Raw genomic sequence first — 22,850 nt, 5'->3', positions numbered from 1 at the left:
AATAACGATCAAACTTAAAGATGGATAGATTGTTTTACATCAGCAATCATTTGGTCTGTTGCTGTAACGCCTGCAACTGCTAGATACCATGCATTGATATCAAGATACGTTAAGCTGTCATTTTTATAGGCATCGGTTGCTTTCACCAGTGGGTTAGCAAACTCTTCACGTGTGCGACTTTTATCTTTATTAATTAGTTTGTCTTTATCGACAATAAGAAGATTTGATGGGTTTACGTCACGGATAAATTCATACGAAACTAAATCACCATGGCGAGACTCTTTAATGCCTGTTACTGCTTCTTTAAAACCAAAATCTTTATAGATAGCAGAAAAACGAGATTGCGCACCGAAAGTCGTAATATTACCGCCTGCACTCATTACCGTTAACGCTGCAACATTATTCGTTTTATTGTGTTCAGCAATCGCTTTAAACTCTGAGTCTACACTCGCTATTTTTGCTTCAACTTTATCTTGAATTTCAAATACATTACCTAGCATACGCCATTGTTGCTGTGTACTCCCCCAATAGCTTTCTGAATCTGCAGTAAATACGATTGTTGGTGCAATTTCAGATAACTCTTTATAGGCTTTAACAGCACGAGAGCCAATAATGATCACATCTGGCTTTTGCATATAAATCGTTTCAAAATCTGGTTCACTTAAGCTACCAGAAGAAGCAAACTCTTTTGTTGTGTACTTTAATAGATATGGAGGCATTGTGGTTGCTTGAGTAACCGCTACTGGCTTGATACCAAAATAGTCAATGGCATCTAAAGTTCCTGTTCCAATCACAACAACACGTTGAGGTTTTGTTTCAAGCGTTGTTTTACCTAGTTGGTGAGAAACGGTAATAGTTTCAGCATAACTTGATGCAGAAACCACTAAACCAAATAACATTGTAGCGATACTTTTTTTCATATTCTTTACACTCAAGTGATAACCATTCGTATTTAAGTTATTACTATAATGAAAATCACTCTCATTCGCTAGAATAAAAAAGTAAAGATTGTAAAGGCGCACTATATGTAGGGATAAAGAAAAAATAATGTCAATGTGCGCTATAGAAAAGTAGATATGACAGGTAATTATAAAATATTTAAGTATTAAAAAAGGCCATTATTGGGGAATAATAATGGCCTTAAAAAATACATAGCTTGTTTACTTTAGTGTAAGTGTCTCTTCGTTACTTCACATGAAAGAGTCTCATGATCAAATAAGAAGCGAAATGCGTGAGAATTGAAATACTTCCCATCACTCCATAGAACTTCACCAAAGATCTTGCAGAGATCAATGTCTGATGCTGAACCTTTCTTATCGATTAGTCCAATAACAGATAAAACTTGGCTCTCTATATCCTTGGGACAATTTTTAATTGACCATTTATGAGTCATACTCATTTTTTCCATAATAACTAGCCTAATGTGTTTTTATTTTATTGTGAATCAAGTCACGTAAGACAGTTTAACTGAACCGTAACTTAAAACCAAGCTTTTTGTGACTTGAGTCTCATAAAGTAATAAAAACGATTAGTAATAGAACTATTAACAATCAATTCTTATAAATAACACACTTAAATCTTCACATAAAAAAAACATAAAAAAAAGCGAGCCTAGATAGACCCGCCTCACTATACTACTTTAGTATTACCTTAACCGCATGAGATTTAAGGGTATTTTTCTTCTAAAAAAGCCATGATATCTGATGATTCATACATCCATGTTGTTTCACCATCTTTATCAATTCGTAAACACGGCACTTTTACACGTCCTCCACCCGCTAATAATTCAGATCTATGCTGTTCATTATTTTTTGCATCACGCAGCTCGATCTTTAGCGATTGACGCTTAATAGTTCGACGAACCTTGACGCAAAATGGGCATGCTTCAAATTGGTATAGTGAATAGTTCGCCGTTTCTGCGTCTATTTCTATTTGTTTCGCTGGGTCACGTTTTACACCTGAAGGTGAAAATACACAATCCAAACCTAAAATGACTTTTCCAAGCACGAAACGAATTAATTTCATGTTTACTCTCCTAGTAATGCAATTTTAATGATTATAATTTTTATTTCTTTTTGAAGTGCGTGGATTGTAACAGTTTCATTTCATTGAACATACAAAAAAGCCCCAAGTAGAGGAAACTCTAAATGGGGCTTTCATATTAAATCACTTTTACATTGGCTTATTCGAATTCAATTAAGTTACGCTCATATTGCTCATGTTGCTTACGAACTTTTTCTTCTGGTTCACCCGTTAGTTTACTTACTGCAATAATAGCAACAGTGGCAAAGATGATCCCTGGAACAATTTCGTACACATCAAACATACCACCCGTTAACTGCTTCCAAATAACGATAGTTAAGCCACCTACAACAATACCAGCAAGTGCGCCGTTACGATTCATGCCTTTCCAGTACAAGCTTAAAATAATAGCAGGACCAAACGCAGCACCAAAGCCAGCCCATGCATAAGAGACCAAACCAAGTACCGAACTGTCTGGGTTCATCGCTAGTGCAAGTGCTATCAGGGATAAACCAACAACAGCAAAACGACCTACATTAACAATTTCTTTGCTTGTTGCATCTTTCTTAACTAATTGTTTGTATAGGTCTTCAGACAATGCAGAAGAAGACACAAGCAGTTGTGAATCCGCAGTACTCATTATTGCTGCTAAAATCGCGGCTAACAGCACACCCGCAATTGCTGGGTGGAAAGTCGCATTAACTAATAGCATGAAGACTTTCTCACCATCGATCACTTCACCACTCATTGAGCCATTAACATAAAGCAAACCAACTAAGCCAACCAATACCGCTCCAGCCATTGAAAGAGCAGTCCAAACAACAGCAATACGACGAGCCGTTGTTAATTCTCTATTTGTACGAGACGCAAGGAAACGAGCTAAAATATGCGGCTGACCAAAATAGCCTAAACCCCAAGCAACCAAAGAAACAATCGCAATCATACTTAATGGGTTACCATCCATGCCTGTCCATAATGTCATCAACTCTGGATTGATGGCTGTTAAATCTGAACTTAGTTGGCCAAAGCCACCTTGCATTGCTGCGATTGGAACAATCATTAATGCAGCAGACATTAATAATCCTTGAACTAAATCGGTCCAAGCAACTGCTAAAAATCCACCAAATAACGTATACGAAACAACACAAAGTGTTCCGATAACTACTGCTACTTTATAATCAAGACCAAATACAGTTTCAAATAACTTACCACCAGCAACTAAACCTGAACTGGTGTAGAAAAGAAAGAAAAGAAGAATAAACAGCGCAGAAATTGTCTGAATAAGTTTTGAATTATCATTAAAGCGACGAGATAAAAACTCAGGTAAAGTAAGCGCGTCATCAGTTGTAATACTGTACGTTCTTAAACGTTTAGCACAAATCAACCAGTTCAACCAAGTCCCTAACAGTAAGCCTCCTGCAAGCCATAATGATTCTAGTCCTGCTGCATAAGCATATCCAGGTAAACCAAGCAGCAACCAGCCACTCATGTCAGAAGCACCTGCAGATAATGCCGCAGGCCAAGGACCTAATGTGCGACCACCTAAAAAGTAATCCGATGAACTGCTCGTTCGCTTATATGCATATACACCAATGGCAAGCATCATTATCAGGTAGGCGATAAACGTACCTGTAATGGCAAAATTATTTTCTATCATTTTATTTCCTTTATTTGATTGGCAGTAAATTTAACGTCGTTACTACTATGTATGAGCATCAAGGCCCTATTGTTATGACGCAATAACGACGATGGTACGTTCGATTACTAACTCGTTAGTGGTTACCGCCTCCAAGTTCTAGCAGAGTTGCGTTGCCGCCAACCGCCGTCACATTGATTGTTCGAGTACGCTCTGTAATAAAACGTAGAACAAAATGGGGGTCAGTAATGTTTGCTAAACGTTCTTGATCTGTTTCTGCGACCAATTGCGCTAATAATCCATCTCGTTTTGCTAATTGTTGATTAAGCTGTATTTCTTTTTGTTTGCTTCCTACAAAACAAACTCCCGCTAATCGAACATCATCAACATCTGTTTCTATGGCATTTACCTGTTGAACCGTAAATTTAGGTACATTTGCTTGATGTAAACCTTCAACGATCACAGAGGTAATCATTGCCTCCTCATTTTGAAGGGCAACAATAATAGCGTTTCCAGCTGCTAATGCCGCAGTTATTTGCCCTACAATGGCAACAACTGATGCTTTATTATCCGATGTGATGTAAAAAACACCTCTGGAGGCAGTGTAGAGTTCATTACTTTCACCTGTTGGCCCCGGCATCAACTCTGTTTCAGCTATCAAATTCACTGCTCTTTGGCATTGAAAGTGCACCATTTTTGCAGCAAGTACACCAAAATCAGGATGTTCAGCTAAATGATTTGACCATTGAAGTAGCTTTTCTACACGTTGAGAAAATGAATGCTCTGCCCACTCGGCATGACCTTGAGAAAGAGCAGAATCAATAATCTGAGTAATAGTTGTCATAAGGTTCTCCTTTCTCATTTATTCGATACAAAATTAGATACAACCGCTTGGGTATAACGGAATAAATAGCGTGGTCCCCCCGCTTTCGGCCCTGTCCCCGATAACCCTTGCCCACCAAATGGTTGTACTCCAACAACCGCTCCAACTTGATCACGGTTGATATAACAGTTGCCTACCTTAATACTTTTCTCAATGCGGCTGTAAGTCACTTCATTACGACTATGAATTCCCATTGTTAAGCCAAATCCTGTTGCATTAATATCTGTAACCATTTGATCTAATTCACTCGCTTTAAAACGCACAATATGGAGTATTGGACCAAATTGTTCATTTTCTAACTGATTAATAGAATCAATTTCAAATGCGCTTGGTGGTACAAAATCACCTTTTTCTGACCAATCAGGCAGTGTCGCTTGAGCTATAAGTTTTCCTTCTTTTGTCATTCGCTGAATATGCGCTAATAGCTTTTCTTTTGCTTTTGCATCAATCACTGGACCAACATCAGTACAATGAAGCTCTGGTAAGCCGACACTCAGCTCAGTCATCGCACCTTTAATTAAATTAATAATACGTTCAGCAATATCTTCTTGAACAAACAAGACTCGAAGTGCTGAACAGCGTTGACCAGCAGACGCAAATGCTGAACGAACAACATCTCGAACTACTTGCTCTGGCAATGCAGTACTATCAACTATCATGGCATTTTGACCACCAGTTTCCGCAATAAATGGAACTGGTGAAATGCCTTTACTTTCAAATGTACGATTAGCCAATGTGCGATTAATAAGCTGAGCCGTTTCTGTCGATCCAGTAAAAGCAACACCGGCAACTCGATAATCAGAGGTTAATGCCGCACCTACCGTTTTACCATCTCCAGGAAGTAAATGAATCGCTTGTGGTGCAATTCCTGTCTCTAATAGAAGTTCAATAGATCGCACTGCAATTAATGAGGTTTGTTCCGCAGGTTTTGCAACTACAGTATTACCAGCAACCAAAGCAGCAGCTACTTGACCTAAGAAAATCGCAAGAGGGAAATTCCATGGGCTAATACATACAAATACCCCACGGCCTTGGCGCGCTACTTGATGTGAAATATCATCAAAACCAACGATGGTTTCTGGTGTAGTAAAGTTTAGCTTTGCTTGAACCGCGTAATAACGGCAGAAATCTACCGCTTCACGAACTTCATCAATACTGTCATGAATTGTTTTCCCCGCCTCTTTATGACATAAAGCGACAAGTTCTGGCATATTCTCTTCGAGTTTATCGGCTAATGCTTCAAGATAGTCCGCTCGCTCTGTTACTGGTGTTTGTTGCCAAATAGGAAAGTAGTCATGCGCAATGTCTAACGCATTAGAGACTTGCTCTTGTGAACTCCAAACTAATGATCCGACATCATTTCCACGATCATACGGAGACGTAATAACATGAAGTCGAGAATCATCCACCTTGATCATGCTTTCATAATCTCGAGCATTATTAACAATAGACCCACCCTGCCAATATGTACCCATTTTCGCTTCTACTGCGGCTTCAAATGGATGAGCTTCACTCTCTACATCAAAATTAATACTGTATGAATTTTTACGATCAGAGAAAATATGTGGCGGTAATGGAATTAATTGATTATCTAACGATGGACAAGCTAAAAGTGTATCTACAGGATGCTCTGTCAAACTTTCAATTGGGCAGTTTGCATCCACTAAGCGATGAACAAACGAACTGTTCGCTCCATTTTCAAGTAATCGACGAACTAAGTACGGCAATAAATCTTTATGGCTCCCCACTGGTGCATAAATTCGAACACTACGATTAAACATATCCATTGCGTGATCATATAACGCATCCCCCATACCATGTAGACGTTGGAATTCGAACTCATCATGCGTTGCCATAGATGCGATTGCAGCTATGGTATGCGCATTATGGCTGGCAAACTGAGGAAAAATATTTCCTTTAACGTGAGCGCTTAATAGATAACGAGCACAAGCAAGATAAGAAACATCCGTCGCCTCTTTTCTTGTGAATACAGGATAACGAGCAAAACCAAATTGCTGAGATATTTTCAGCTCTGTATCCCAATACGCTCCTTTTACTAAACGAAGTGGAATTGTATCACCTTGTTCTTTTGCTAAAGCTGTTAGCCAAACGAGTACTGGTAGTGCACGTTTTGAATACGCTTGAACCACAATACCAAATTTACTCCAACCTTTAACAATATCGCTGCGGTACAATTTTTCAAATAATTCTAACGACAATTCTAAGCGGTCAGCTTCTTCTGCATCAATCGTGATACCCACATCTAATTCACGAGCTCGTTCAAGAAGCTGTAAGACTGAATCACACATTTCGCTCATCACACGGGCTTTATTCGCCATCTCATAGCGAGGATGCAATGCTGATAATTTAATCGATACCGTTGGATCTGGAGAATCTACGATACGAGTAGCACGACCCACACTTTCAATTGCCATAATGTAATCTTTAAAATACTTATGCGCATCTGATTGCGTTAAGGCCGCTTCACCTAACATATCAAATGAATAAGTATAGCCCTTCTCGCGCATTGGCTTACCTTTCTTTTGCGCTTCTTCAATCGTTCTGCCTAATACAAATTGATGACCCATAATCTTCATTGCTTGGTTCATCGCTTGGCGGATCACGGGTTCTGAAAACTTGTTAACTAAGCGACTAATGGCATTAGAAGGAGAGCCATCAGATTTAACATCCATACTCACCACTTTACCAGTCAGTAATAGACCCCAAGTCGACGCATTAACAAACGTAGAATCTGAGTTTTTAAGATGGGACTTCCAATCAGCAATACTCAACTTATCACGAATAAGCGCATCTGCCGTTGCCGTATCAGGGATCCTCATTAGGGCTTCGGCAAGGCACATTAATAAGATACCTTCTTTAGTATCTAAGCTATATTCCAATAATAGAGCATCTATCATCTGTACTGCTTGTTTATCGTTACGCACTCTTTGAATAAGTTCAGCGGCTTGTTCTCGCATCACCTTAGCTTCATGTTCACTAGGTTGAGCTAATGGGACCAGCTCTTTTAACCATTTGGCTTCATCTACCATATAAAGAGGAGAAATGGTTGACCACAACGCAGCTAATGGTTGATCAACAATGGACGACAACAATACATCTTTCGCTTGAAACATACCTGTTCCTCTTATTAATCGGATCGTTATTAAGGCTAATTGCGAAAGAGTCTATTTTCTATTTGAATAAAATACTTGTCAAAACCTATTATTAAATTGCTAAATCGTCCATACGGTTACAAAATGAGAACAAAATCAGTATTTTTCAGTTACGAATAAAGTGGGCGTAACGATATTTACTTGGTGAACAACCTTTATGCTTTACAAAGGCATGACTAAAAGCGCTTTGATTAGAGAAGCCTGTTTGCTGTGCAATATCACCAATACTTAAATTACTTTTTATAAGTAATAGCTTGGCATAATCAATACGCTTTTCAATAATGTACTGATGAGGGCTTTGTCCAAATTCTTGCTTAAAAATGGCATAAAATTGACTCTCACCGAGAAAAACAGTGCTTGCCAACTGAGCAACTGTGATCTTAGTTCCGATATGCTGCGTTATAAAATTGTCGATCACATCTGCATTTAGGCGATTTTGTTTTCGTTTAGCATTTTCATCAATTAAATGACGGTGTAATAAGGCAATAATGGTGTCGCTACACGCCCTACTCAAAAGATGATCATCAAGATTAGCTTGTATTTCACAAACTAGTAGCTGGATTAAGTTTTGAATTTGCGCATCAAGTTGATAATAACCAGAATTAACAAATAAGGAATTAACGCGGGAAGCAAGCTCTTCATCTTGAAAATATTGAGGAAAATTAAGTACTAAGATTTCTGATTGATACAAACTTGAAAAAGAATGGTGCTGATGAGAAGGAATAACACCAACTCTACCGGAGGAAATTACGCTGCTTTCGCCATTAATCTCAAATTCAGATTGTCCCTTTAATCCAATTACTAATTGATGATGCTCGTGTGCATGTAACTCTCTTTCTTCCGGCAGCATGATAATTTGTGCTGGTGAAATCCAATCCAAAACCATGAGAAATCCATTTATATACTGTTTATTTTCGTATTAAGAGTGTAACGAAGATCATAATAACAATCTATTCTGAATTCACTATCGAAAGCATGATCAGGTTTATCTATAATACAGCTTATGTAAACTCAATTAATCACTTTAATAAAAAATGACATTAAAAATATAAAAATCATTACTTTTCATGCAATTAACGACCAACCTCACCTTTAAGAAAATGATATCCCATTTTTAACCTTGATCATGCTTCTAATATTCCAAAACGATGATCAAGAAAAATCTCACCTATCTCTTTTTATGATACGAACATCTGGTATAAAAATTGCTTTAATAATTAGTGTTAAAATTATGAATAACTGATACTCATCTGCTTAGATTTTTATTATTAATGGTCTAAGCAGATCAGTATCGATATACGATTAACCGTCATGGATGTGCTCTGAGCTAAGTAACCATATGCTCAGCCTGTTAGCTATGCAGATACCGTTAATTCACTAATTTCCGAATGAAAATTTATTTATGTCTAATATTAAAAGCAGAAAAATTATGAACCGTAAAGGACTACCCGCTCTAGCACTACTGTTATCGCCGGCACTTTTTACCTCTGTTGCGCTTGCTAATACTGACACTCAATCTACTGCTCCTGCGGTTGATTCTGTTGCTTCAATTGATGCCAAGCTAACAAATAAACGCAGTGAAGTTAAGCAACTAGAAAACACAGTAGCCAACAACCAGAATCAATTGCGTGATTTACGTAACCAAAGCGACGCTTTAGATAAAAAAGCAGATCAATTAGATGCTAAACGTAAACTTGCTCAACGTAACTTGGATGAGCAATACAACCGCATGATTGATGATCCTGATCTTGATATCACACCTTTTCAAAAACAGTATCAAGACTCTTGGAAAGAAGTAAAAGAAAACCAAGTTGCTAAACTAGCGATTCAACAAGATATTCAAGAACAAAGTCGCGTACTTAAAGAAAGCAGCACAAAAAAACAACGCTCTCTAGATGAACTGGAAATTCTAGGTGAATCTCGTCAAGAAGCTCGTGTTCTTCGCCTACAAGAAGAATTAGCAGCACAAGATACTCTGGATGTTGTTCACACTATTACTTGTAAGATGTCCATGACATTAAACGCTTGTGCAAGCCAAGGCAAAACGCTAAGCATGCAAAAAGCGGTTAATAACTTCCAACAACAGTTGATCAACGGTTTCACTGAAATGGATACTGTAAAACAACATGTTGATAATGTGTCATTAAATATTCACGTATTAGATAGCGCTATCATTGACAGCGGCTTTAATGGCAGCAACCGCTACACCACTAAACTTCAGGCGTCTCTACGTGCTCGACCAAATTCAACGGCAGCATGTCAACTGCTTGGTTTAGAAAATCGCTATTGTATCGAGCAAGGCACAACTCAAGCCTCTAATGATAAAATCAAAAAAGAGAAAAAATGGGTTGCTATCACTATTCGCTCCAATCGTCATGGCGACAATGTAACGGTTAACGGCGTTAACTACGGCAGCACACCTGTTGATGTAATGCTTCCTGCTGGTCAGCACCAAGTAACTGTTGAAAAATCAGGATTCGAACCATATAGCCGCCAAATGACTTTATCTAAAGACATGACCGTTTGGGCTGAACTTAAAACTCAAGAGAACCGCCCAAAGCCTGGAAAGAAATTTGCAGATCTTCTAACTAATAGTCAACAAGCACCACAAATGGTTGTTATTGGTTCTGGTAATTATCATATCGGTGAAAATGCCAAGCAAGACATTAACATTTCAAAAGCATACTCAATTGCAGCGACTCCTGTTACCGTAAATCAATTTAATGCATTTGTTGCGAGCACTGGCTACATCACTGAAGCCGAGAAAGGCGCAGGCTGTAATGCTATCAATGACGGTGAAACGAAACGTCATCAAAACCAAAACTGGCGTAAACCGGGCTTTGAGCAATCAAAAAATGCACCTGCGGTATGTATATCTAAAGTAGATGCAGAAACTTATGCGCATTGGTTAACAAAGCAAACTGGTTTTACTTATGCATTACCCTCTGAAGCACAATGGGAGGTAGCTGCTCGCGCAGGTAGTAAAGATGCTTACTGGTGGGGCTCAGACATTGGCTCTGGTAACGCAAATACTGGCTGGGGCGGTTCTTCTTGGGCAAACAAATCTACCTCTCCTGTAGCTAGTTTTGGTGCTAACCCTTATGGTATTTATGATACAGCGGGAAACGTTTGGGAATGGACAAGCACAAAATCTGGCGTTGTTCGCGGTGGAGCATGGAACTTTGCACCAACCAAAGCAAAAGTGTATGAATCACTGGAACTATCACCATCAACAAGTGCTAACTACACAGGTTTCCGTGTAGTTCGTTCTTTGTAGATAACTTAAAATAAGAATATAAAGCTGCTGATTAACAGTAATGCCACTCGCTTAAGGGCGAGTGGCATTACATAATGAACACCGTTTTTTTAACCTCCATACTTTAAATTTTTATTCCGTCATTGCAAAATGAGCATTTATTTTATCTTGGAGATTTAAATGAAAAAAATAATTTTGAGCTTTTTACTGATCGCTTTTGTTTTACCTTCCCACGCTGATGAATTATCTAAGGATATTTTTAATAAAATCAATGAGCGTATGAGTTTTATGTCTGACGTGGCTATATACAAAGCTAACCACCATCTTCCCATTGAAGATCTGGAAAGGGAGGAGTTAGTGTTAAAAAAATCAGCATCTACAAGTCAGAAGTTTGGCCTGGAAGTTAAAAGCTCTCAAATGTTTCTAAGCTCCCTGATTTCATCAGCAAAAGCAATTCAATATCGAGTTAGAGCGGACTTACTAAGCGGATCTAACAATCAAAAGACGCTCATTGCTAGAGACCTAAAGGCGGTAGTTCGTCCTGAGTTATTAAGACTTGGATATGAAATTAATGAAAGTATTTATGAATATTTAAGTTCTGGTCAAACTTTTTCTGATAGCCAATACGAATATTTTCAACAGTCAGTAACAAACCCACACCTAAAAGAAAGTGATAAACTGATGATCTTTGAAGCATTAAAACAGGTTAAGTTAAAGGTCTAGGGAATTTAACGTAACTACACTTTATGCGAAGTTGTACGCGTCTAGTCGCCAGCAAAGAGGTTCCATTAATTCTTTTTTCGGTTCTATACAGTTTTTTCTTTTTGGTACTGTAGTTTAAGTTTGTATATTTTATTATATTATTACGGAGTAATCTATATTTTTAAGTGACACTTTCGTTGCCACTAAAGGATAAATACGCCATAATTGTGACACTTTCATCCGGAAAAGTGACAATTTTAAAAAATCATCAACTCAGCGTCCATGGAAAACATTGCTGAGGTAATACTAAAATAAGCCTTCAATAAAGAGAAAGCCGATAATTAGAATAAAGCATGATATAGGACATTTTAGTAAAGCGGCTTTTTGTTTTAATAATAGGACACTACAAATTTAATAATTCTATTTAGAATCCTCTCTATTCTTGCGATAATCAATTTATCAATCATCCACTAAGATCACTAATGCAAGAATCTTTAGATATCAGTTGGACATTAATGGGGCTCTTCAGTCTTACGTTACTTATCCCATTTACGATTAATCGCCTCTACCAGCTAGATCTTGCTAAAGAGGTGGCAGTAAGTGTGATCCGGATGATCGTACAATTGGCATTTATTGGTTTATACCTAGAATTTGTATTTCAATTAAACAGCCCATTATTAAACACACTATGGATTGTATTAATGATAACTATTGGCTCTAGCTCTATTATCGCAAAATCCAAACTACCAAAGAAACGATTATTTATTCCCGTTGCAACTGGCTTATTGGTCGGGTTATTGCCCTTGGTTATATTATTAAGTGCGGTGATCATTCAACCAACACCACTATACAGCGCTCAATATGTAATTCCTTTAGCTGGAATGCTGTTGGGCAATAGCTTAAACGGTAATATCGTCGCACTACAAAATCTATTTACTGCATTTAAAGAGCGTGAAAGTGAATATCACGCTGCAATTGCTCTTGGTGCCTCACCTCACTATGCCACCATTCCTTTTGTCCGTGCTGCAATGCAAAAAGCTTTTGCCCCTATCATGGCATCAATGGCCACCACTGGATTAGTTACCCTTCCTGGCATGATGACTGGTCAGATTTTAGGTGGCGTTAATCCTATGGTCGCCATCAAATATCAGTTACTTATTTTGATCGCTATTTTTGTTATGCTAACGATATCAGTCACCATAACGTTACAACTGACCCTCAAACAAAATATCTCAAAAGAAGGGAAGGTATTGGTACGTTTTATTAATTAAAGCTCAATGAAGGAACTCTCTTAAAATGGAATATTCAACTCTCGGTAGTAGTAACCTTTCTGTTTCTCGTATTTGCTTAGGTAGCATGACTTGGGGTCAACAAAACTCCCAGGAAGATGCTAATCAACAAATTGACTACGCACTTAATCAAGGCATCAATTTTATCGATACTGCTGAGATGTATGCAGTTCCCCCTTCCCCTGATACCTATGGAAAAACAGAAACTATTATTGGTAACTGGCTTGCCAAAAATCCTGAACGCCGTAAAGATATTATTCTGGCTTCAAAAATTGCAGGTCCCGGCTTACCTTGGGTTCGTAATGCAGGTCCAATTACTGGTGAAGCGGTTATTACTGCGGTTGATGCGTCACTTGCACGTTTACAAACGGATTATATTGATCTTTACCAGTTGCATTGGCCGAACCGTACTTCTCCACATTTTGGTAAGCACTTCCCGAATCAATTCAAATTCAGTGATTTTGATGCGAAGAAAGAAGAAGCCGATATGCTTGAGATATTACAAGCGTTAAACGAATGCATTAAGGCTGGAAAAATTCATCATATTGGATTGTCTGATGATACACCTTGGGGCATTAACACTTATCTTAAACTGAGTGCTAAATACGATTTGCCAAAAATAGTATCAATTCAAAATGAATTTAGTTTATTACACGCGAAAGATTGGCCATATTTAATTGAGAATTGTATTCATGAAAATGTGGCTTATTTACCGTGGTCACCGTTAGCGGGCGGTATGTTAAGTGGGAAATACTTAGATGGTAAAATGCCTGAAGGAAGTCGCTGGACCTATTCACAACGTAATGGGATCTTTCGTGACACTCCTGCAGCAAACGAAGCAATCAAAGCCTATATGAACGTGGCAGAAAAACACGGTTACACACCTTGCCAACTCGCTTTAGCTTGGTGCGATCAAGTAGATGGCGTTACATCAACCATTATTGGCGCTACTTCTCTAGACCAATTAAAAGAAGATATTGAAGCGTTTTCTAAACCGTTGAGTGAAGAAGTATTAGCTGATGTTAATACGGTCTTTAGAAAATATCCTATGCCATTTTAAATTTAATTAAGGCTCTACATTCACAATAAAAAATGGCGCACAAATTAATCTGTATGCCATTTTTTTCTCATTATTTTGCTTCTAAGGACAATAATACGCTACTCGTGTCTTGCTCAATATCAAACCGACTGTCCAATAAGAACACTCGTGATGCATCGACTTTTACCACGTCAACTAAATAAGCCTTTACAGCTTGAGCTCGTTGCTGAGCTAATTGCCCTAAATCACCTTTCTTCACTTCTTGCTTATTGAGCACCAAATTATATAAGGCAATATGCCAACGTTTCGCTAACTCCTCATCAGTTAACTCTACGCCTTTTTCATCTTGCTCATTTTCGATTTTATCTTCTACTGTACTCGCTTTTTCACCAAATTCAGTTTGATAAAGTTCTTGCAATGAATCAGATAATTGTCCGGAAATTGGCATAGTACTCGCATTTAAATTCACTGGTAATTCAGCGACTGTTATGTGTGCTGAATCAGCTAAAAGTTGATTAAATTGCACAAGAGCTAATGCCTTACTGTCTTCAGGAGCATTAACAGCACCATCGACCGTTAGCTTTAATTTAGGACGAGTTTCTAGCGCAGATCCAAGCGTTTTTAACTTTTCTTGCTCTTCAGCCGTTAATGTATTGGCACCAAAATCAAAAGCGATAATATTCAATTCCTCATCTGAGCCAGCAAGACCAGCAATAAAAGAAAATGGCGCAGTCACGGCTTTAGTTATGATATTAGAAATCGTACTCCAAATAACGGCACCAAGGCTAAATTCAGGATCGTTTACATCCCCAGACACTTCAACACCTAAGTCAATTACCCCGTTATTATCTTGCAATAAGGCAATAGCCAACTCTAACGGCAGTGACGTTGCTAAATCACTGTCACTGGCTTTACCTAGCTGTAGTTGGTCGATAATAACGTGATTTTCACCCTTTAATTGGTTGTTTTCTAATTTATAGTTAAGCGCTAACGTTAATTGGCCTTTATCAATGTAATGACCTGCATACGTGCCTGAATAAGGGTTTACCGTAGTTAGCTCAACACTTTTAAAGATTACATCGAGATCTAAATAAGGCTCTTTAAGTAATGGGTTGATTTCACCCTTCACTTTTACTGGGGCATACTTTTCAATATTGCCGCTGATATCAACCGTTGCTTTTGTACCCGGAATACTAGACACATGACCAATACTGCCTTTTAGCTGTTCAATTCCTGATGAAAAGTTAGGAGTTAATGAGTTATCTGCAAAGAACGCCGAACCATTATTAAACGCAATTTTTCTTACTCTCAGATCAAACGGTTTTTCATTCTTTTTCTTCGATGACGTTTTAATTTTTTTTGATTTTGGTTGAGGAACGATTAAATCGCCAATATTAGTACTACGATCTTCATTTATCACAACTCGAGCATAAGGTTGACCTAGACTCAAAGTATCTATCGCTAACTTCGATTTTTGCAAATCAAAAGTAAATGTGTTTACAGCCAACGAGCGCCACTTAACAAATGGCTTTCTTAGCTTGTTATCTCTAATTGAAAGATGATTGACTTGCAGACCACCACTAACTTCAACGCTACCTTCTGCGTTAGCATTCAATTTTGCTTGAGTATTCACTTCGCCTTTAGTTAAGGTCGCATTAACCGCTGTTGCCAAGTAGGGCTGAAACTGAGCTAACTTCAATGATTTCACATCAATATCAGCTAATACGACTTGTTGTTTGGCATCTGCTTGGCCTTTAACGCTGATATCACCTTTGCCATTAACCGACGTAAAAAAATCAAAATCAATCGGTTTAGATAGATCACTTACAATCTGACTTGTGGTTAAATTAATTGGAGAAATCTGCCATTGGTTGGCTTTTTTGGTAACAACTTTCTCTTCAACGTTTAATTGGTAGCCTTTAATTTCTACGCCATCAAGAGTCACTAACCATGAAGGTGCATCAACAGTTGGTTTTGGATTTTTTTCTACAGGTTCCGCTTTATTTTCTTTTGGTGCTTCAGTAATAAATTTAGGAGTGAATAATCTAACAAGATCTGCCCCTTTATCATCAACCTTTGCTGATACATTTAAACCATGAGAAGTAACAGAAGCAATACTAACGGTTTGCTTCTCTACATTCGTCGCAATTCCATTGATTGAAAAATCAGGCAAAGAGACAATCGATTTACCCTCAGCATTAAAATTCAAGTCATTAACAGAGAACATCCCCTTATCAGTAGTAATACTCATCGAATCATCACGCTCGGTATCACCGATGGTTTGAGCCAAATGATAGTTCGATGAAAAATTCACATTACCCGAGGTTAACTTAGCAATAATGTCTTTTTCAATGAATCCCCATAAACGTGGTAACTGAATATGCTGAACATCAATATCACCAACGACTGCTAATGGTTTTAATTGCACTTGGCCTGTCAATTCAACGGTACCAGAATCTACATCGGTAATGTGTAAGCGGTAATTGTTCTTTTTCTCTGCATCCGTAAGTAAACCTTGAGTCGAAAACTCACCAAGCGTGATATTTATATTTGGGTAAGAAAGCTGTGTGCCTGTTAAGCCATCCAATAAATGAACTTCACCTTGAGTTAATACGGTGTGTTTAATTAATACAGGGAATAACGGAGCCTTTCTATCAATGACTTCAGTCGTTTTTGGTTCTGGCTCTTCTGTCGTCATCGTATTACGAGCAACTGCATCAATAATGTCACTGAAATTAAATAACAATTCATTTGTATTATTCAAGCGCTCAAGATTAACGTAAGGTTTATCAAGAGAAATATATTCAACCGAAATAGCGGCATTAAAAATCGATTGCCAAAAGTTAACTTGAACACTGGCATGTTCAAATTGAGCAAAAGGCTTAGTATCTTCTAAAATAGCGAATTGGTGAACATCAAGCTGAAGTGTAAAAGGGTTGATAGTAATATCAGTTAACGTAACAGGACGTTCAATCAAGGCTGATAATTGCTCGGGAATTTGTTGCTTCACAATGTAAGGAACAAGTAGCCCTAATAAAGCAGCGTAAAAAAGGTATGCACTTAACGTGTAAGTACTCCAGCGAACGTATCTAGGAAAAGCACGAAACTTTACAACGGCGGCTTTAAATTTGTTCGACATTATGACTCTCTGGCTAATTTTGAAGAATGGTCATCAATACCATGACTACAATAGTTGTTACTTTTTGTCTGTCGACATTAAGTAATGCGCAAAATTTTATCCCTCCCGCATTGGTATGTCTACCACTCTTACCTTATCAGCTCGCAAAACTTTAATATATCTGGTTTGGAATAAAGATCACGACAATTCATGAGTAAATAATACTTGCATTCTTGTTTCTAGGAACAATTTAGAAGCATGGCATTATCTTTCGATAATCAAAAATACACTCATAGCTAGGACGGTTTATGAATAAAATTCATCTTATTGGTTCATTAATTCTAGGGCTTTGCTCTGCATCTGCGATAGCGGAAGTTTCAAACGTTACACCATCACAATGCCAAGTAATGACAAATAAGAATGTCATGACACCAAAAGCACCAATACAATGTAATCGTCTAAAGAATGTCACATTTAAGCATTATGACTTTAAAGGAAAAACAGCAACAGGTCAGATCGTTGTTTTAGATGCCGTGGCTCCATATGTTGATCACATTTTTACTGAGTTATACCAACAACGCTTTCCTATCGCTCAAGCAAAACCAATCGAAAACTATTCTGGTGACGATATCAAATCGATGGATGCTAATAACACTTCTGCATTCAACTATCGCCCTATTACTGGTAAATCTTCTCTTTCATTACACGCTTATGGTGTAGCCATCGATATCAACCCATTACAAAACCCATTTGTTGAATTTACGCCTTGGGGAACCGCAACATTTAAACCATTAAAAGGTCATGAATATTCAAACCGAATGCTACAACGCTTAGGTAAAGAAGATAGAAAAGGATTTGCAGAAGAAGTCATAAATACCTTTGCTAAAAATGGATTCATTTATTGGGGTGGGTACTGGGATACACCAATTGATTTCCAACACTTTCAAACCAGTCGATATATGGCATATTTAATGACTGCAATGCCAACCAAAGATGCATCAATATTCTTTAAAAACTATGTTAGTTGGGTTCAGTCATGTCAGCAGAATTACGGTACTGAACGTATGAATGAATTCAAAGATTACAGTTCATATTTACAAACGGAATTAAAAACAACAACCTCTTTAAATCGACTGTATAAAGCGAATCCTAGCGCAGTTATGCAAGCAATAAACAAGAAAGTGCAAGTTTCACAATCTCGTTGTTTTAAATAACCTCAACCAGAAACTAGATACCTCAAAACCAGAAACCCGCTGAGCTTTCATTCAACGGGTTTATATTATTTACTTAACTCTAAGAACGCTTATTTGTTTAAACGATTCGCAGTCCAAACATAAAGCAATTCTAAAGCAATTGTCGCACCTGCTAGTGCAGTGATATCACTTTGGTCATACGCAGGTGATACTTCGACCACATCCATACCAACCATATTGATACCTTGTAAACCACGGATGATTTTTAAGATCTTATCGGAGTTTAAACCACCACAAACAGGTGTACCTGTACCTGGCGCAAACGCAGGATCAAGACAATCAATATCAAACGTTAGGTATACTGGTTTATCACCAACAATGCCTTTTACTTGCTCGATAATGGCATTAACACTCATGTCATTCGCTTGCATTGCGTTAATAACATTAAAGCTGTGATCTTTTTGGTCATACTCAGTACGAATACCAATCTGAACAGAATGCTCTGGTGAAATTAGACCTTCATTTGGTGCATGATAGAACATAGTACCGTGATCGTAACGGCTACCATGACTATAGGTATCCGTATGAGCATCAAAATGAATCAATGCCATTTCACCGTATTTTTTAGCATAAGAGCGAAGTAATGGAAGCGTGATAAAGTGATCGCCACCTAAGCCTAATAACGTCTTACCGCTATCTAAAATCGCATCAGCAGCCGCTTCTAAGCGCACAGTAAAATCTTCTGCATCACCCGTATCAAATACTAAATCGCCAGAATCGATAACTTTAGTATGATCAAATACGTTAAAATTCCATGGGAATTTTTTGCCTTCCCACGCAAGATTCACAGACGCACGACGAATCGCATCAGGGCCTAAACGAGCCCCCGGACGACCTGAAGTAGCCATATCTAACGGTGCACCTAAAACAACAATGTCTGCATCATTATCGATTGGGTTTTGTACCAATGGACGACGCATAAATGTCATTGCATTTGAGTACAATGAGTAATCTTTTTTAGTGAATAAATCGTTCATTAAAAATCTTCCAAATAAGTGTAACCCATCAAGCCTTGCTCTAACTCTTCAAGCACACTTTGTTGTTCTTCTGCTGACACTTTAGCCATGACCATGTCTTTGTAGTTTTGGCGGATCAAATCTACATCAATATGCACGTAACGCATCATATCTTCAACGGTATCGCCTTCATTGATGTAGTCAATATTTGCAGCACCATGTTCATCAACATTAACCACCACACTGTGGGTATCACCAAATAGATTATGCATATCACCCAAGATCTCTTGGTATGCGCCAACTAGGAAGAAGCCCATTAAATAAGGTTCATCTGGGTTCCACGCTGGTACTGGTAACGTAGTTTCAATGCCTTGACCATCAACGTATTGATCAATCGTGCCGTCGGAATCACACGTAATATCCAGTACTACCGCTCGGTGTTCATCCGCATTGGCTAATCCACTTAATGGCAATACAGGGAAAACTTGATCAATACCCCATGCATCAGGCAATGACTGGAATAGTGAGAAGTTAACAAAGAACTTGTCAGCTAAACGCTCACTCAACTCATCTAAAATTGGGCGGTGGTAACGGTTCTTCGTACACATTTTCACACTAAGTTCATAGTTAATGCGTAATGACATTTGCTCAGCCCATGCACGATGCTGAAGATTAATCATCCCCGTTGCAAACTGATTATGCGCTTCTGAAATATCACTCTGTGTATCGTTATAAATTTCAATTAACGCGCGGTCATCACTACCATTCTCTAGTTGCTCTAGATTACGCCACATATTGTGTAACAATAGAGGGGCATCACCATGAGGCGCTTCTATTGCTTCTGGTGTATAACTTTCTGTACCTATAACGTTAGTAATTAAGACTGCGTGATGCGCCGTCAATGAACGACCCGATTCAGAAATAATCACTGGCATTGGTTGTGAATACAACTGACAGATATCACCAATGGTCATTACAATATTACGTGCGTATTCAGCCAAACCGTAGTTCATTGAGTTAGACGATTGACTACGCGTACCATCGTAATCGACAGCTAAGCCGCCGCCCACATCTAAGTATTTTAGTTTTGCGCCAATATCACGTAATTCACAATAAAAACGAGCCGCTTCACTTACACCATTACGCACATCACGAATGTTTGCCATTTGTGAACCAAGGTGGAAATGCACAAGCTCTAGAATATCCAATTGGTCTTCTGCTTTTAAACGTTCAATTACTGTTAGTACTTGAGAAGCAGATAAGCCAAATTTAGATTTTTCGCCACCACTTGCTTGCCATTTACCCGCCCCTTGCGATGCAAGACGAATACGTAGGCCTAACCTTGGTGTTACTCCTAATGCTTTTGCTTCAGATAACACCAAATCTAATTCTGATAATTTTTCTAATACAATGAAAACACTGTGACCCAGCTTCTCACCGATAAGCGCAAGACGTACGTATTCACGGTCTTTATAACCGTTACATACAATCACAGAGCTTGCTTTTTGAGCAAGTGCTAAAACAGCCAATAGCTCTGGTTTACTGCCCGCTTCTAAGCCAAGTTGTTTCTGTTCTAATTGCGCTTGGCTTGCCAAGATCTCATCAACCACTTCTTTTTGTTGGTTTACCTTAATTGGGTACACTAACAAATAGTGGTTTTCATACTGATATTCGTCAATCGCTTGGTTAAATGCATTACAAATACTATGCACACGCTGATGTACGATTTGAGGAAAACGAACCAACGCAGGCAATCCAATATTTCGCTGCTCTAATTGATTTACAATATGACTTAATGGGACTTGATGATCGGAATCACTACGTGGTGATACATACACTTCACCATTATCATCAATACCGTAAAAACCTTGGCTCCAATGCTTTACATTATACTCAGCACGGATGCGTTCCAAATTAACCGAATGTTCCAAATCTAGAGACCTCACACAATAGGGCCATCAACAGAAAATACCTCGTTGGAATATCGAGGCATAACCCAACAAACATCGCAATCTAGCGAAGTGTTGACGGCATTAACTAACATAATTAAAAGGTAGTCCAATAATGAATATTTATCGTGATAATCAAAAAAACTTGTCGATAAATGTGATCTTTATTATGCGATTTTATCACTTCATTTTACTCTAATCAGCGTAACAAATAGAAGCAAACTGTAACCGTTTATATCTGCCTCTTGTTTCTCTCTGATTACCCAGTAAAATCCCTCTCAACATTTGCTCTAATTAATATGTTTTATGCCAAAATTGAATCTGCACCGCCGTGACTATGTATCTATCTTAGGAGGCGATATCTCCGCAGATAGATTAGAGCAATCGCTCAATCCTCATTTTGAAAAACCAACCAATAAAATCACTCCTAGCCCTTATCTAACAGAAAAAAATCTAACTCACCGTTGGGATAAGCTAGCAAAGCCTGAGCTACAATCAGAATTACTCGATCCGCACACTCAAGCCCAAAGCCATGTGTACGAAAAGAATATCGAACATTTTATTGGCACGGTGAAATTACCAGTAGGTCTTGCTGGCCCATTACGTGTGAATGGATTATTTGCCAATGATGATTACTTGGTACCTCTTGCCACTACAGAAGCCGCTTTAGTTGCCTCTTATAACCGTGGCGCACAATTATTAACAGCTAGTGGTGGCGCAAGTGCCATGCTATTAAACGAAGGGGTTACTCGTACTCCTGCTTTTGCATTTTTTGGTTTAGCTGAAGCTGGACAGTTTGTGGCATGGGCCGTTACCCAATACGACACCTTCAAACAACTAGCTGAAGCCACTACATCTCACGGTAAACTCAGCGACATTAATATAAGTATTGAAGGCAATCATGTTTATCTGGTCTTTGAGTTTTTAACTGGTGATGCTTCTGGACAGAACATGGTCACCATCGCTACCAATGCCGTGTTTAGTTACATCATGGAGAACTCTCCAATCACTCCAGAAAATGCCTATTTAGATGGCAATTTATCAGGGGACAAAAAAGCGAGCAGCCAAACTCTACGCAGTGTTCGCGGAAAAAAAGTCACTGCCGAAGCGCATATTCCCGCAGAGTTAGTGAAAAAATACTTACACACTACTCCTGAAAAAATGATGCAATTTACTCAAATGAGTACGGTTGGTGCAACGCTCAGCGGAACTATCGGTATTAATGCGCATTATGCCAATGCCCTTGCGGCACTTTATATTACGTGTGGTCAAGATGCTGCGTGCGTGGCGGAATCTGCTATTGGTATGACACGAATTGAAGTGGATAAAAATGGCGATTTATACGCTAGCGTAACCTTGCCAAACTTAATGCTGGGTACGGTTGGAGGGGGAACTAGGCTGCCAAGCCAAAAAGCCTGTTTAGAATTGATGGGACTGTACGGTGCTGGTAAATCTCAAGCTCTGGCTGAAGTATGCGCTGCACTCTGTTTAGCAGGAGAGCTATCTATAGTAGGGGCATTTTGTGCGGGGCACTTCTCTCGTGCGCATCATAAGTTAGCGCGCTAGTTAATAGA

The 22,850-nt window shown here is 38.5% G+C and carries 16 protein-coding genes; 6 read left to right on the top strand and 10 right to left on the bottom strand.

Annotation, left to right across the window (positions count from 1 at the left end):
- Positions 1-14: 14 nt before the first annotated feature.
- The 7 genes from AC2IP4_RS17950 to AC2IP4_RS17920 all read right to left on the bottom strand — a co-directional run bounded on the left by AC2IP4_RS17950 (position 15) and on the right by AC2IP4_RS17920 (position 8,600).
- Positions 15-920, bottom strand: coding sequence for a siderophore ABC transporter substrate-binding protein (locus AC2IP4_RS17950; RefSeq protein ID WP_375319827.1), 906 nt, complete (start codon positions 918-920; stop codon positions 15-17).
- 245 nt (positions 921-1,165) lie between these two features.
- Positions 1,166-1,393: a hypothetical protein gene (locus tag AC2IP4_RS17945; protein WP_486307370.1), complete on the bottom strand. Its 228-nt coding sequence runs from the start codon at positions 1,391-1,393 to the stop codon at positions 1,166-1,168.
- A 272-nt stretch (positions 1,394-1,665) separates the two neighbouring features.
- The gene (locus AC2IP4_RS17940) at positions 1,666-2,025 is read right to left on the bottom strand and encodes a glutaredoxin family protein (RefSeq protein WP_375319828.1); all 360 of its coding nucleotides are present in this window, start codon (positions 2,023-2,025) and stop codon (positions 1,666-1,668) included.
- A gap of 157 nt (positions 2,026-2,182) precedes the next feature.
- The gene (gene putP, locus AC2IP4_RS17935) at positions 2,183-3,679 is read right to left on the bottom strand and encodes a sodium/proline symporter PutP (RefSeq protein WP_486310795.1); all 1,497 of its coding nucleotides are present in this window, start codon (positions 3,677-3,679) and stop codon (positions 2,183-2,185) included.
- 115 nt (positions 3,680-3,794) lie between these two features.
- Positions 3,795-4,502 carry an aldehyde dehydrogenase family protein gene (locus tag AC2IP4_RS17930; RefSeq protein ID WP_486310794.1) on the bottom strand — a complete coding sequence of 236 codons (708 nt, stop codon included), beginning with the start codon at positions 4,500-4,502 and terminating at the stop codon, positions 3,795-3,797.
- Between the two features lie 14 nt (positions 4,503-4,516).
- Complete coding sequence (gene putA / locus AC2IP4_RS17925) at positions 4,517-7,675, bottom strand: bifunctional proline dehydrogenase/L-glutamate gamma-semialdehyde dehydrogenase PutA (RefSeq protein ID WP_486310793.1); 3,159 nt, start codon at positions 7,673-7,675, stop codon at positions 4,517-4,519.
- A 145-nt stretch (positions 7,676-7,820) separates the two neighbouring features.
- Positions 7,821-8,600, bottom strand: coding sequence for a helix-turn-helix transcriptional regulator (locus AC2IP4_RS17920; protein WP_105055748.1), 780 nt, complete (start codon positions 8,598-8,600; stop codon positions 7,821-7,823).
- A 516-nt stretch (positions 8,601-9,116) separates the two neighbouring features.
- On the opposite strand from AC2IP4_RS17920, the gene AC2IP4_RS17915 reads away from it, so the two are divergent.
- The 4 genes from AC2IP4_RS17915 to AC2IP4_RS17900 all read left to right on the top strand — a co-directional run bounded on the left by AC2IP4_RS17915 (position 9,117) and on the right by AC2IP4_RS17900 (position 14,021).
- Positions 9,117-10,991, top strand: a complete 1,875-nt coding sequence (locus AC2IP4_RS17915; protein WP_486307367.1) for an SUMF1/EgtB/PvdO family nonheme iron enzyme — start codon at positions 9,117-9,119, stop codon at positions 10,989-10,991.
- A 159-nt stretch (positions 10,992-11,150) separates the two neighbouring features.
- Positions 11,151-11,693, top strand: coding sequence for a chorismate mutase (locus AC2IP4_RS17910; RefSeq protein ID WP_486307366.1), 543 nt, complete (start codon positions 11,151-11,153; stop codon positions 11,691-11,693).
- Positions 11,694-12,154: 461 nt separating this feature from the next.
- A complete protein-coding gene (locus AC2IP4_RS17905; protein WP_486307365.1) occupies positions 12,155-12,943 on the top strand; it encodes an ABC transporter permease in 789 nt (262 codons plus the stop codon).
- A 25-nt stretch (positions 12,944-12,968) separates the two neighbouring features.
- Complete coding sequence (locus AC2IP4_RS17900) at positions 12,969-14,021, top strand: aldo/keto reductase (protein WP_486307364.1); 1,053 nt, start codon at positions 12,969-12,971, stop codon at positions 14,019-14,021.
- Positions 14,022-14,091: 70 nt separating this feature from the next.
- Here AC2IP4_RS17900 and AC2IP4_RS17895 read toward each other — a convergent pair whose 3' ends face one another.
- Positions 14,092-17,139, bottom strand: coding sequence for a DUF748 domain-containing protein (locus AC2IP4_RS17895; RefSeq protein ID WP_375319835.1), 3,048 nt, complete (start codon positions 17,137-17,139; stop codon positions 14,092-14,094).
- A gap of 287 nt (positions 17,140-17,426) precedes the next feature.
- On the opposite strand from AC2IP4_RS17895, the gene AC2IP4_RS17890 reads away from it, so the two are divergent.
- On the top strand, positions 17,427-18,332 hold the full coding sequence (locus tag AC2IP4_RS17890; RefSeq protein ID WP_486310791.1) for a M15 family metallopeptidase: 906 nt from the start codon (positions 17,427-17,429) through the stop codon (positions 18,330-18,332).
- Between the two features lie 89 nt (positions 18,333-18,421).
- On the opposite strand, the gene speB is transcribed toward AC2IP4_RS17890, so the two are convergent.
- Together speB and speA are read right to left on the bottom strand one after the other, a co-directional pair.
- Complete coding sequence (gene speB / locus AC2IP4_RS17885) at positions 18,422-19,348, bottom strand: agmatinase (RefSeq protein ID WP_486307362.1); 927 nt, start codon at positions 19,346-19,348, stop codon at positions 18,422-18,424.
- The gene (gene speA / locus AC2IP4_RS17880) at positions 19,348-21,240 is read right to left on the bottom strand and encodes an arginine decarboxylase (protein ID WP_375320835.1); all 1,893 of its coding nucleotides are present in this window, start codon (positions 21,238-21,240) and stop codon (positions 19,348-19,350) included. The genes speB and speA overlap by 1 nt, the downstream gene beginning before the upstream one ends.
- A gap of 342 nt (positions 21,241-21,582) precedes the next feature.
- On the opposite strand from speA, the gene AC2IP4_RS17875 reads away from it, so the two are divergent.
- Positions 21,583-22,842, top strand: coding sequence for a hydroxymethylglutaryl-CoA reductase (locus AC2IP4_RS17875; RefSeq protein ID WP_375319838.1), 1,260 nt, complete (start codon positions 21,583-21,585; stop codon positions 22,840-22,842).
- Positions 22,843-22,850 lie beyond the last annotated feature (8 nt).

The sequence above is a fragment of the Aliivibrio thorii genome, from assembly GCF_057368585.1.
This window is presented reverse-complemented; position numbering and strand designations above follow the sequence as displayed.

Bases quoted from the DNA above. Each gene is read 5' to 3' on its own strand.
- AC2IP4_RS17950 (WP_375319827.1), bottom strand. From the start codon at position 920: ATGAAAAAAAGTATCGCTACAATGTTATTTGGTTTAGTGGTTTCTGCA.
- AC2IP4_RS17945 (WP_486307370.1), bottom strand. From the start codon at position 1,393: ATGACTCATAAATGGTCAATTAAAAATTGTCCCAAGGATATAGAGAGC.
- AC2IP4_RS17940 (WP_375319828.1), bottom strand. From the start codon at position 2,025: ATGAAATTAATTCGTTTCGTGCTTGGAAAAGTCATTTTAGGTTTGGAT.
- putP (WP_486310795.1), bottom strand. From the start codon at position 3,679: ATGATAGAAAATAATTTTGCCATTACAGGTACGTTTATCGCCTACCTG.
- AC2IP4_RS17930 (WP_486310794.1), bottom strand. From the start codon at position 4,502: ATGACAACTATTACTCAGATTATTGATTCTGCTCTTTCTCAAGGTCAT.
- putA (WP_486310793.1), bottom strand. From the start codon at position 7,675: ATGTTTCAAGCGAAAGATGTATTGTTGTCGTCCATTGTTGATCAACCA.
- AC2IP4_RS17920 (WP_105055748.1), bottom strand. From the start codon at position 8,600: ATGGTTTTGGATTGGATTTCACCAGCACAAATTATCATGCTGCCGGAA.
- AC2IP4_RS17915 (WP_486307367.1), top strand. From the start codon at position 9,117: ATGTCTAATATTAAAAGCAGAAAAATTATGAACCGTAAAGGACTACCC.
- AC2IP4_RS17910 (WP_486307366.1), top strand. From the start codon at position 11,151: ATGAAAAAAATAATTTTGAGCTTTTTACTGATCGCTTTTGTTTTACCT.
- AC2IP4_RS17905 (WP_486307365.1), top strand. From the start codon at position 12,155: ATGCAAGAATCTTTAGATATCAGTTGGACATTAATGGGGCTCTTCAGT.
- AC2IP4_RS17900 (WP_486307364.1), top strand. From the start codon at position 12,969: ATGGAATATTCAACTCTCGGTAGTAGTAACCTTTCTGTTTCTCGTATT.
- AC2IP4_RS17895 (WP_375319835.1), bottom strand. From the start codon at position 17,139: ATGTCGAACAAATTTAAAGCCGCCGTTGTAAAGTTTCGTGCTTTTCCT.
- AC2IP4_RS17890 (WP_486310791.1), top strand. From the start codon at position 17,427: ATGAATAAAATTCATCTTATTGGTTCATTAATTCTAGGGCTTTGCTCT.
- speB (WP_486307362.1), bottom strand. From the start codon at position 19,348: ATGAACGATTTATTCACTAAAAAAGATTACTCATTGTACTCAAATGCA.
- AC2IP4_RS17875 (WP_375319838.1), top strand. From the start codon at position 21,583: ATGCCAAAATTGAATCTGCACCGCCGTGACTATGTATCTATCTTAGGA.